Below are 11,900 nucleotides of genomic sequence, written 5' to 3'. Positions count from 1 at the left end.
CACCGACGCGCCCACCCCGCGTTCCGCATCTACCCCCTCAGCTGCGAAGAGCCATGAAACGCCGCCAGATCCTCACCGCCGGAGCAGTCGCCACCACGCTCGCCGTCGCCGCTCCCGCTGCCGCGGCCCCGGACCGAGCCGGCCAGGGACCTGCGAAGCAGCCGCCCGGGAACGGTCAGGACACACCTCCGGGGCTCGCGAAGAAGGACAACCTCGCCTTCGCCGCCGGGAGCACCCTGAAGATCGGCTGCGCCGTCGCCGGCGGCGGCCACCACCTGAGCCGGCCCTATCCCGATCCGTTCACCGCCGACGAGCCCTATCGCGAGCTGCTCGCCGCGGAGTTCACCTCGCTCTCGGCTGAGAACCAGATGAAGTGGGACCACCTCCGCCCCACCCAGGACACCTTCAACTTCGTCGACGCGGACGCGATCATGGAGTTCGCGGAGGCCCACGGCCAGGTGGTGCGCGGCCATACCCTGATGTGGCACAACCAGAACCCCGCCTGGGTGGCAGAAGGCGGGTTCACCCCTGAGCAGCTGCGGGCGATCCTCAAGGACCACATCGAGACCGTGGTCGGCCGCTACGCCGGGCGGATGCAGCAGTGGGACGTCGTCAACGAGATCTTCGACGACGGCGCCGTCCTGCGCACGGAGGGCAACCTCTGGATCCGGGAGCTGGGCCCGGAGATCATCGCCGACTGCTTCCGCTGGGCCCACGCCGCGGACCCGGATGCCCTGCTGTTCTTCAACGACTACAACGTCGACGGGATCAACCCCAAGAGCGATGCCTACTACGCGCTCATCCAGGAGCTGCTGGCCGACGGGGTCCCGGTCCACGGCTTCTCCACCCAGGGGCACCTGTCGATCCGTTACGGCTTCCCGGGGGATCTCGCCGACAACCTCCAGCGCTTCGCCGATCTGGGCCTGCAGACGGCCATCACCGAGCTCGATGTGCGCATGGACGTGGTCGAGGGTGAGGAGCCGACGGAGGCCCAGCTCGCGCAGCAGGCCGAGTACTACCGCCGGGTGACCGAAGCGGCGCTGTCCGTGGAGGGCTGCTCGTCGCTGACCCTGTGGGGCGTGCTGGATCGCTACTCGTGGGTGCCCGGGACCTTCCCCGGTGAGGGCGCGGCGACCGTGCTGTGGGACGACTACTCCCGCAAGCCCGCCTACTACGCCGTGCAGGACGCGCTCGCCGAGGCGAGCGGCCGGGCGGGACACCCGGCACTGCGGCGCTGAGAGCGCGGGGCCGGTCCTGCGGCGCTGCGGCGCCCCGAGAGCGCGGGGCCGGTCCTGCGGCGCTGAGGCTGCGGGGCCGGTGCTGCCCCGCGGAGCATCCGCGGCCGATGGGGCCGGCCGGCGCGACGGTCACAGGTTCTCGCGCAGCCAGTCGAGCTGGCGTCGCTGCTGAGCGGGACCGCCGCCCTCATGGTTGTTGAAGGGGTAGACGACGATCTCGCGCTCCGGCTCTTTCCCGGTAGCACTGCCATAGAGGTTGTAGGCGGCGAACACGGTCGAGGGCGGGCAGATGACGTCGCGCAGCGCCACCGAGAACATCGCGGGCGCAGTCGCACGGCGGCCCAGGTGCAGGGCGTCGACGTAGGCCAGGGTCCGGAAGGTCTGCTCCTCGAGACCTCGATGGACCGCCAGGTAGCGCACGATCTCCTGGTACGGGTCGGCATCGGTGATCTCGGTGGCGCGACGCATATGGGTGAGGAAGGGGACGTTGGTCATCAGCGCGTCGACGTCGGGGACCAGCCCGGCGGCGCCGAGAGCGAGGCCGCCGCCCTGGCTGCTCCCGGTGACGACCACCCGGCCGTCCGCGCCGGGCAGGGCGCGGGCGGCATCCACGGCGCGGGCGGCGTCGGTCAGCAGGCGGGTGAGATAGGAGGTGTGCGGGGACTCGATGCCGCGGGTCATCACCCCGGGGGCGGCCGGACCCGAACCAGCCGGGTCCGCGGTATGCCCGCCCGCGCCCCAGCCCGAGCCCTGCCCGCGGGAGTCCATCAGCAGATGCCCGTACCCCGCGGCGGCCCAGGCCAGGCGCTCGAGAGGCTCGCCGCGTCCGCCCCCGTACCCCAGATACTCGACGATCACCGGGAGATCCCCGTCGGTGCCGGCGGGCCGGTTGTACCAGGCGCGCACCGGTGCGCCGCCGTGCCCCGCGAGGGTGACGTCCCAGGTGTCGACCAGGGTGAGCCCGTTCTCGACCCGCTCCTGGGCGAGGATCGGGGCCGAGGCCGTACGGGCCTGGGTGAGGGTCTGGTCCCAGAAGTCCTCGAGATCCGCCGGCTCCTCGAGCGTGGGGCGATACTCCCGCAGGGCATCGAGGGGCATGTCGAACAGGGCCATGGAGATGCCTCCAACGAGTCCGTGGGGTGATCGACGACGACCGCTCCCCGCGTGGTGACGCCAGCGAAAACTGGCGAAACAATGAACTGAAAGTTAAGGTAGGGCAGGGTTAGAGTTCGCGTGCTGGCCGGTCAAGGTTCGTTCGCGCAGGTAAGGTGCGAGGCGGCGCTCCAAGGGCGGAGCGCCCCGGGCACGGGAGAGGTGAAGTCATGGCACAGAGCGAGACGCGGACCGGACGGGTCACCTTGAAAGAGGTGGCGGAGAAGGCCGGGGTGTCGCTGGCGACCGCCTCGAAGGTGATGAACGGTCGCGCCGACGTGCGCGACCGCACCCGAGAGATCGTGGCCGAGGCCGCGCGGGAGCTCGGCTACCAGCCCAAGCGCCGCGAAGGGGACAAGCGACGCTCGGCGCTGATCCACTTCGACACCCTCACCAGCCCCTACTCGCTGCAGGTGCTCGAGGGCGCGGAGCAGGCGGCGCACCGCGCCGATGTGGATCTCATCGTCGTCAGCGGCGATCAGACCTCCGCCGGCCTCTCGCGCGCCTGGATGGCCGAGGTCGCCTCCCGCGGCGTCGAGGGAGTGGTCCTGGTGACCACCCCGATCGGGGTCCGCCATGCCCGCTGGAGCAAAGACCTCTCGCTGCCGCTGATCGCGATCGACCCCGTCTCCATCGACCCCGACGTCAAGGGGATCGTCACCATCTCGGCCACCAACTGGGAGGGAGGCACCACCGCCGTCCAGCACCTGGTGGACCAAGGGCATCGCCGGATCGGTGTGCTCGCCGGCCCGGAGGATTCGATCCCGGCGCGCCAGCGGCTCCAGGGCTACCACTCCGCGCTCGGTGCGGCCGGAGTGAAGTGGGAGCGGGAGCTCATCGAGCACGGGAACTTCTCCTACGAGGACGGCCAGCGCGGCGCCGAGCGCCTGCTGCAGCTGCCCGAACCGCCCACCGCGATCTTCGCCGTCGCGGACACCCTGGCGGTGGGTGCCCTGCGCGCCGCGCGCCAGCTCGGAGTCGAGGTCCCCGAGCAGCTCAGCGTGATCAGCTTCGACGACACGATGATCGCGCAGTGGACGCACCCGCAGCTCACCGCGGTGCGCCAGCCGCTGTTCTCGATGGGTCAGGTCGCGATCGAGCGCCTGCTGGCGCTGTCCTCGGACCCGGGTCTCTTCGCCCATCCCTTCAAGCTCGAGACCATGCTCATCCAGCGGGAGTCGACGGCTCCGCGGGAGTCGGCGGCTCCGGAGGGGGAGCAGGGTCCCTGACCTCCGGAGCACGCCGGCCCTGATGCCGCGAACGCCGGCTCTGGCTCCGGCTGCGGCGTCGGCTCAGGTGCCGGCGGCGGCTCAGGTGCTGGCGCCGTCCCGGTGCCGGCTCAGGAGCCTTCGAGGAACCGCTCGCGGGCGCCGTTGATCAGGTCCATGTAGTTCTGCAGACCGGAAGCCTCGAGCTCTGCGGCGAAGGCATCCCATTCGCCCATGTCGCGCTCGCCGAGGATGAACTGCAGCGTGGCGGTGTCCACGGCGTCCTTCAGCGGAGTCGCCATCAGGGACGCCTGCTCGAGCTCCGCCTCCTCGAGCGGTGCCGGAGCCCACGGCGGCATCGATTCGAGATTCTCGGTCACGCCGTCGATGTACTCGGTGTACTCCGCGGAGTTGTAGGACTCCTTGAGCGCCCGCGACTCGGTGGCCTCGGCCAGGAAGGTGGAGAAGCCCAGGTCCTTGAGCAGATCCGTCCCGGCGCCGACGTTCAGGTCGAAGGAATCCAGGGAGTAGCCCTCCATCAGCTTGATGGTGCCGTCCTCGGCCTTGGTGTAGGTCTCGCCCTCGATGCCCCAGCGCTGCATCTCGCGCGCCTCCGGGTTGAAGTACAGCCAGTCCAGGAACTGGAGGATCGCCAAGAAGTTCGCGGACTCGGCGATCTCGGAGTTGAGCATGAAGCCGTGCCAGAAGTTGCGCGGGCCCATGATGTTCCCACCCGGCCCGGCAGGCGGCGGGATGAGCCGGAGGTCGTAGTTTCCCTCGCCGACGGTCTCGTCAAGGGCCTGCGCGAACTCGATGGCCGTGCCGGAGGAGCCGGAGGCGGCGAAGCAGACCTCCTTGGCGAACTTCTCCGCGACCCCGCCGGCACCGCTGCCGTCGTTCGCGGCGGTGAGCGTCTCGGGATCCAGCAGACCTTCCGCGACGAGGGCGCGGTAGTACTCGACCATCGCCTTGTACTCCTCGGTGGTCGCCGCGTAGCGGAGCGGCTCGCCGTCCTGCCCGCCGATCGTCCCGTCCCCGAAGCCCCAGCCGGCGCGGGTGCCGAAGGAGTAGCCGCCGTAGTTGATCAGGGACTGTCCCTCGAAGCCGTCGGCCAGCGGGAGCGAGTCAGGGTACTTCTCCTTGATGGCCTGCAGCCCCTCGTGGACCTCATCCCAGGTCGAGGGGATCCCGATCCCGATCTCCTCCCAGACGTCCGTACGGATGATCAGGGAGAACGACGGCACCCAGACCTCCTGCAGGCCCGGAAGCATGTAGTACTTCCCGTCCGCCTGCTTGAGGTTCTCGACCATCTCGGCCTGGTCCCACTCCTCCACGTACTTGCGGAAGTTGGGCATGTGCTCGACGAAGTCGCTCATCGGCAGGATCGCGCCGGAGGAGACGAAGGGGGTCTCGTCGCCGCGGTAGATCAGGGGGATGATCGTGGGCGCATCACCCGCGCTGATCAGCAGGCTGCGCTTCTCGACGGAGTCGCTGAAGGGGACGTGGGTGAGCTCGAGCTGGACATTGGTCAGCTCCTTGATGCGGTCGAAGACCTGCCAGGTCTCCTTGACGGGCTGTTCGGGCCAGTCCGTCCACAGGATCGAGACGGTGATCGGCTCGGTGGCCTTGAACTGCTGATCGGCTTCGAAGGTCTCCATCGCGCCGACGTTCTGGGAGGCGGCGTCGACCTCGGCCTCTTCGGAGCCTCCGCAGGAGGCGAGGGTGAGCGCGCCGAGGGTCGCGGCGGTCAGGCCCACGAAGGTGCGGCGGCTGGTGAGCGGTGAGCGGGGGGTGATCATCGGGAACTCCTGGGGCGAGATGAGAGAGCGGATTCGTGGAGCATCGTGCGCGGCCGAGCATCCGTTGCCGCAGGTTCAGCTGTGAGCTGGCGGCGGCGCAGCCCGTCGGGAAGGGACTGGTCGCAGCGTCCCTGCCGCGATTCGTCCCTTCCCATGGAATGAAAAGTTTCTCGAAAACTTATACCCCACGGGTTGTCCGTCACCAGAGTAGGGAGCGGCCGACGGGCGGTCAAGGGCATTGCAGAGAACGTGAAACCTTGTGCGCTCCCGAGCGCCCCCGCAGGTCACAGTGGACATTGCGCCACGATAGAGCCGATGCTTAGATTCTGAAAAGTCATCGAAAAGTTGCGCAGGCGGGAATGTCATGTTTCTGGTGGTGAAGTCACCAAACGGCGGCCTGCCGGGCCGCCGAGACGTGCGGTGGGATCGCGGAGTTTCGCTCCGCCCGGCGGGGCGGGTGGCGCCGGGCCCGTCGGCCGCTCCGTCGCGGCTACGGCTGTGCCGGTGGGGTGGGGGTGGCGGTGGCTGCGGCTCAGGCCGTGATGTCAGGCCGTGATGTGGTGCGCGCGGGCGATCCACGCCCCGGGGGCGTTGAACACCGGCTGCAGGGCCGCGCGTGCTGCGCCATGCAGGGCCGGGTCGACCTGGCCGTCCGAGCGCGCGATCAGCACCGGGCCGGCCTCGACCGCCAGAGCGTGGCGTTCCACGGTCTCGCGGATCACCGGCTCGAGCTCGTCGGCGATCGGCGCCAGGTATCCCGAGAGCACCACGGTGGTCAGGTCCAGCACGTTCAGGGCATTGGCGATCGCCAGGCCCAGCGAGCGCCCGATCATGCCGATCACCTCGGCACGGTCCCGAGTCAGGGCGAGCGCATCGACCAGGTCTTCGATGAGGATGTCGTCGCTGAGCCCCGCCCGCTCCCGCAGTGCGTGATACGAGACGTACGCCTCCAGGCAACCCTGGCGGCCGCAGCGGCAGGTCGCGCCACCCGGCTCGATCACCGTGTGCCCGAACTCGCCGGCCCAGCCGTGCGCGCCGGTCATGAGGGCTCCGTCGAGCACCACCGCACCGCCGATGCCGGTGGAACCGCGCAGGTAGATGAAGGATTCGTCGGGACGATGATCGATCTCGGTGAGCACGGAGAGGCGGTTGTCGTTCTGGGCGCGCACCGAGAGGCCTGCGAGCTCCGGATGGGCGATCAGCCGCCCCACGAGCGGCACCTCGGTCCAGTCCAGGTTCGGGGCGGAGAGCACCCGTCCGTCGTCCGGGGCGATGCGGCCGGGGACGGCGACGACCACTTCGACCACCGGCAGGTCGCCGGCGTCGGCGCGCACCTTGCCCACCAGCTCGGCGGCGAGGTCGATCGACTCCTCGGCGGAGGTCGCGGTGACCTTCCGGTACTCGATCCGATGGCTCAGCACCTCGCCGGCCAGGTCGATGCCGAGGCAGGCGACGTGATCGGCGGCGATCTCGAGCCCGATCGCCAGCAGCGTGCCGCGGGCGGGGGTCAGTGGCACCATCGGCCGCCCGGCCCCGGCGGAGATGGGTGTGCCCTCTTCGGCCAGCCCCGCGCCCACCAGCTCCTCGACCAGCTTGGAGACGGTCGGCTTGGTGAGCCGGGTGTGCTTGGCGAGCCCGGCGCGGGAGAGCGGGGAGGCGGTCGAGGCGGCTGTGGCCAGCGTGCTGAGGATGATGGACAGGTTGTGCTCACGCAGATGGGTGGACTGCACCTGTGCCCCTTTCGCCGGCTCCGATGCGGGCAGCGGCGGCATGCTGACCCGGAATATCTGGGAACAGCTTGGCACGACTGCGTTAGTTACTGTAACTTACTAACAGCGGCGCGGCGATGACAGCCCGCCGAGAGCACGCCATACGCAACGACGAAGGAGCCTTCCATGGCCGCCCCCACCCCCACTCGCGACGACAAGTTCTCCTTCGGTCTGTGGACCACCGGCTGGGAGGCCCGTGACCAGTTCGGTTCCGCCACCCGCCCGCCGCTCGAGCTGAGCGCCCACATCCGCAAGCTCTCCGAGCTCGGCGCCTGGGGCTTCACCTTCCACGACAACGACGTGGTCCCCTTCGACGCGACCCCCGCCGAGCGCCAGACGATCATCGACCAGCTGAAGTCCGTCACCGACGAGACCGGCCTCGTGATCGAGATGGTCACCACCGACACCTTCGCCCACCCCGTCTTCAAGGACGGCGCCTTCACCTCCAACGACCGCGACGTGCGCCGCTTCGGCCTGCGCAAGGTCCTCGCGAACGTGGACCTCGCCGCCGAGCTCGGTGCGAGCACCTTCGTGATGTGGGGCGGCCGTGAGGGTTCGGAGTACGACGGCTCCAAGGACCTCTTCGCCGCGCTCGAGCGCTACCGCGAGGGCCTGGACACCGTGGCCGGCTACATCAAGGACAAGGGCTACGACCTGCGCATCGGCCTCGAGCCCAAGCCCAACGAGCCCCGCGGCAACATCTTCCTGCCCACCGTGGGCCACGCTCTGGCCTTCATCGAGCAGCTCGAGCACGGCGACATCGTGGGCATCAACCCCGAGACCGGCCACGAGCAGATGGCGACGCTGAACTACACCCACGGCCTCGCCCAGGCGCTGTGGGCGGAGAAGCTGTTCCACATCGACCTCAACGGCCAGCACGGCCCGATGTACGACCAGGACCTGGTGTTCGGCCACGGCGACCTGATCTCCGCCTTCTTCACCGTCGACCTGCTCGAGAACGGCTTCGCGTCGAAGCCCGGCGCCTACGAGGGTGCCCGTCACTTCGACTTCAAGCCCTCGCGCACCGAGCACGAGCAGGGTCAGTACGACTCCGCCGCGGCGAACATGGAGATGTACCTGATGCTCAAGGAGCGCGCCCTCGCGTTCCGTCAGGACTCCGAGGTCCAGGAGGCGATGAAGTACTCCGGCATCGAGGAGCTCGCCCAGTCCACCCTCGCCGAGGGCGAGACCCTGGACGACCTCATCGCGGACCGCTCCACCTTCGAGGATTTCGACGCCGACAAGGCCGGCGAGCGCAACTACGGCTTCGTGCGCCTGCAGCAGCTGGCCATGCAGCACCTGCTCGGCTTCCGCGCCTGAGTCGTCCCGGGCCCGGCACGTGCCGCCTCGGCTCGTGCCGGGCCCGACCCATGCCGGGCCCGTGACCTCTCCCCACGTCCGGCATATCCTCGCTCCCATCATCTCCACTGACGGAAAGGCCTCTCGATGGCACCCCTGGTCCTCGGCATCGACTCCTCCACCCAGGCCACCAAGGCCCTCCTCGTCGACGCGGAGTCCGGTGAGGTGCTCGTGGAGCGCCGCGCCGCCCATCCCGAGGGCACCGAGGTCGATCCTCGGGTCTGGCTCGCCGCGGTCGACGAGGCTGCCGGGCCGTTGCTCGAGCGGGCCGAGGCGGTGTCCGTCGGCGGCCAGCAGCACGGCATGGTGCTGCTCGACGCACAGGGCGAGGTGGTGCGTGACGCGCTGCTGTGGAACGACACCCGCTCCGCACCGCAGGCCGCTGCGCTGATCGAAGAGATGGGCGGGCCCGAGGCGTCGGTCGAGGAGATCGGCAGCCTGATGGTCGCCTCCTTCACCGCCTCGAAGCTGCGCTGGGTGCGCGACGAGGAGCCCGGGAACGCGAAGCGCGCCGCGAGCGTGCTGCTGCCCCACGACTACGTCTCCCGCCACCTCGCGGGCGGGGGAGAGGCCTTCACCGATCGCGGCGACGCCTCCGGCACCGCCTACTACTCCACCGCCACCGAGGAGTGGAAGCCCGAGCTGGTCGAGCTCGCGCTGGGCCGCTCGCTCGAGCTGCCGCGCCTGCCCGGCTCGCCGCAGGAGGTCATGGCCCGCACCCCGCACGGTGCCGCTATCGCCGCCGGCACGGGCGACAACATGGGTGCGGCGCTCGGCCTGTCCCAGAGCGAGGGCGACGTCTCCGTCTCGATCGGCACCTCGGGCGTCTGCGCGATGGTCAGCCCCACCCGCCCGAACGATGCGAGCGGCACCGTCACCGGCTTCGCCGACGCCACCGGTCGCTTCCTGCCGATGGCCACCACCATCAACGCCGCTCGCATCCTCGAGGCCGGCCGCACCCTGCTCGGCGTCTCCCACGAGGAGATGGCGCAGCTCGCGCTCGCGAGCGTGCCCGGCGCGCACGGCGTGACCCTGCTGCCCTACTTCGACGGCGAGCGCACCCCGAACCGGCCCGACGCCCGCGCCACGCTCACCGGCATGAGCACCGCCACCACTCGCGAGGACATCGCCCGCGCCTATGTCGAGGGTCTGCTGTGCTCGCTCGCCGACGGGATCGCGGCGCTCGAGGAGCGCACCGGCACCGCAGCCGCCGGCATCACCCTGATCGGCGGAGCGGCCCGCAGCGAAGCAGTCCAGCAGCTCGCCCCCGCGGTCTTCGGCCGCGAGGTCACGCTCGCCCCGCCCGCGGAGTACGTCGCCCTCGGCGCCGCCCGCCAGGCCGCCTGGGCGCTCGCCGGCACCGAGGAGCCCCCCGCCTGGGAGCTCACCGGCTCCCGGACCGTCGGCGGCGGGGCGACGCCCGAGGTGCTCGAGGCGTACCGCGCACTGAAGGAGCGCACCGCGGAGTGGTGACGGCCGCTCGGCCGCGCCCCGAGAGGTCTTCCTCGGGGCACGTCCGGTGTGATCGTCACTGAGTGCCGCCCGCCGAGCGGGCCCGGGCCGAGCGCCGGGCTCGACTCAGTGCCTGCCGCGCCGCCGCTGGTGCACGGCCAGTACGAAGGTCGCGAGCACCTGGTCGAGCACCAGGTTAAAGAGGATCGCGCCGCGGTGGTGATGCCGCAGCGCCGGCAGGGAGAGCTGGTTGGACAATCCACCAGATCCCATCGGCGAAGTCGGCCTCATAGGGCTTGGGGGGGGCCTGGCTGCCGCTCTTCTCGGTGAACCGGAGCGGGGCGTCCGGATGCGCCTTGTGCAGTGGTGCCACGCCGGGAGCGGAGCCGGCATAGGCATGGAACGCCGCGCCGACCCGCCCGGTGTCATCCACCACGTGGGAGCAGAGCTCGTCGACACCGCCATCGGATAGTCCACCCGGTCCCCAGTTCGTTCTCCGCCGCTACCCTGCGGTGGTCGGTGCACTGCGCCCCGGTGTCGTGAGGGCGGGCAAGGGGCTCTCCCTCCGGTCGCCGGGGTGGAGCGGCGCCGACAGCAGCGCCTGGAAGGACGGGCCACCAACCCTCGCTTCTGTGCATAATGCCTGGTCAGGGGCGTCCGTGGGGGCGTTCGCAAAGATATGCTCGCGCGCGAGGCCACCTCGGAAGCCGTTATTCGATCGTGATGGCCCAAGTCAGAGACAGGCCTCGGGGGCGCGTATATGCTCCTCGACATGAACGCCTAACGGTCGTTAGGTGTTTGGTTTAGTTCGCGCCTGTCGACCTCAAAGGAGAGCGTCATGACCACCGTGTCACCCCGCCAGTTCCGCCCCTCCCGCCGCGCCGTCTTCGGCCTCGGTGGGACTGCCCTCGCCGTGACCGGACTGGCCGCCTGCGGTGGCGGCTCCGGGGGCGCTGCTTCGGGCGGCTTCGAGGAGCAGGACCTCGCCCTGCCCACCTACGTCGAGCCCCCGGTCCCGGAGGGCGGTATCGCCTCCGAGGTGGAGGGCATGCCGATGATCTTCACCGCGCCCGTCCAGGAGTACTTCACCTCCGTCGAGGAAGCCCCGGGCAGCGGCGAAGAGATCACCACGTTCCAGGTGCTGTGGGGTGCACCCCCGCGCCCTCGCGAGAAGAACGACTACTGGCAGCAGCTCGATGAGCGGCTGAACGTCACCTTCACTCCCACGCTCACGGCGGCCGACGGGTACAACGACAAGTTCTCCACCACGATCGCCTCGGGCACGGTCCCCGATCTGTCCTTCGTGCAGGACACCGACGCGATCGGCCAGCGCGCGCTGGCCGACGGCGCCTTCGCGGACCTCTCCGAGGTGCTCTCCGGGGACAACATCCTGCAGTGGCCGAACCTCGCCAACGTCTCCACCAATGCCTGGCAGGTCTCGGCCAAGAATGGCCACATCTATGGCGTCCCCAACGAGAACCCGTTCCTGACCAACTTCCCGCTCGTGCGCGCCGACCTGATGCGCCTGGCGGGCCACGACTCCATGGGCTCCACCGCCGAGGAATGGCTGCAGGTCATGACCGATATCGCGGCCCTCGGAACGGCCCACGGCAAGCAGATCTGGGGCATGGCCACCATCGGTGGGAACGAGCAGGCCATGTTCGAGTGGATGTTCCGTGCGGGCACCACCTGGCAGATCGATGACTCCGGCAAAGTCACGAACGTGCTGATGACAGACGCCTTCGAGCAGGTCATGGAGTTCGAGAAGAAGCTGTGGGACGCCGGGGTCATCCACCCCGACGGCATCGGCGGCGATCTGGGCGACCTGTTCACCACCGGGCAGATCGCCCTGACCATCGATTCCTTCAACGGCTTCTTCGGGAACCCGATCATCGGCCAGGTCGTCGACTCCACCCCGGAGGC

Annotated in this window: 9 protein-coding genes; 5 read left to right on the top strand and 4 right to left on the bottom strand. The window is 69.8% G+C overall.

The features are described from left to right. Window positions 1–53 precede the first annotated feature (53 nt). Window positions 54–1,238: an endo-1,4-beta-xylanase gene (locus ACTH43_RS17665; RefSeq protein ID WP_441446207.1), complete on the top strand. Its 1,185-nt coding sequence runs from the start codon at window positions 54–56 to the stop codon at window positions 1,236–1,238. Window positions 1,239–1,367: 129 nt separating this feature from the next. On the opposite strand, the gene ACTH43_RS17660 is transcribed toward ACTH43_RS17665, so the two are convergent. Beyond that, window positions 1,368–2,351 (bottom strand): acetylxylan esterase, encoded by a 984-nt coding sequence (locus ACTH43_RS17660; RefSeq protein ID WP_441446206.1) that lies wholly within the window; start codon window positions 2,349–2,351, stop codon window positions 1,368–1,370. 209 nt (window positions 2,352–2,560) lie between these two features. Here ACTH43_RS17660 and ACTH43_RS17655 point away from each other — a divergent pair, with 209 nt between their 5' ends. Continuing rightward, window positions 2,561–3,619 carry a LacI family DNA-binding transcriptional regulator gene (locus ACTH43_RS17655; RefSeq protein ID WP_441446205.1) on the top strand — a complete coding sequence of 353 codons (1,059 nt, stop codon included), beginning with the start codon at window positions 2,561–2,563 and terminating at the stop codon, window positions 3,617–3,619. Window positions 3,620–3,729: 110 nt separating this feature from the next. Here the strand turns inward: ACTH43_RS17655 and ACTH43_RS17650 are convergent, their stop codons facing one another. Both ACTH43_RS17650 and ACTH43_RS17645 read right to left on the bottom strand, forming a co-directional pair. Then, entirely contained in the window at window positions 3,730–5,397 is a 1,668-nt protein-coding gene (locus tag ACTH43_RS17650) for an ABC transporter substrate-binding protein (protein WP_441446204.1), read from the bottom strand. Window positions 5,398–5,942: 545 nt separating this feature from the next. Further along, window positions 5,943–7,127: an ROK family protein gene (locus ACTH43_RS17645; protein WP_441446203.1), complete on the bottom strand. Its 1,185-nt coding sequence runs from the start codon at window positions 7,125–7,127 to the stop codon at window positions 5,943–5,945. Window positions 7,128–7,292: 165 nt separating this feature from the next. Here ACTH43_RS17645 and xylA point away from each other — a divergent pair, with 165 nt between their 5' ends. After that, a complete protein-coding gene (gene xylA, locus ACTH43_RS17640; RefSeq protein WP_441446202.1) occupies window positions 7,293–8,486 on the top strand; it encodes a xylose isomerase in 1,194 nt (397 codons plus the stop codon). 126 nt (window positions 8,487–8,612) lie between these two features. After that, a complete protein-coding gene (gene xylB / locus ACTH43_RS17635; protein WP_441446201.1) occupies window positions 8,613–9,998 on the top strand; it encodes a xylulokinase in 1,386 nt (461 codons plus the stop codon). Window positions 9,999–10,103: 105 nt separating this feature from the next. Here the strand turns inward: xylB and ACTH43_RS17630 are convergent, their stop codons facing one another. Beyond that, window positions 10,104–10,250, bottom strand: coding sequence for a hypothetical protein (locus ACTH43_RS17630; protein ID WP_441446200.1), 147 nt, complete (start codon window positions 10,248–10,250; stop codon window positions 10,104–10,106). 565 nt (window positions 10,251–10,815) lie between these two features. Here ACTH43_RS17630 and ACTH43_RS17625 point away from each other — a divergent pair. Beyond that, on the top strand, window positions 10,816–11,900 hold a 1,085-nt coding region (locus ACTH43_RS17625; RefSeq protein WP_441446199.1), incomplete at its 3' end, for an extracellular solute-binding protein.

Origin of the sequence: Brachybacterium sp., from assembly GCF_052095815.1 — a bacterium.
GTDB lineage: Bacteria > Actinomycetota > Actinomycetes > Actinomycetales > Dermabacteraceae > Brachybacterium.
The sequence above is the reverse complement of the archived record's forward strand: the minus strand, read 5'-3'. Positions and strand labels throughout refer to the sequence as shown.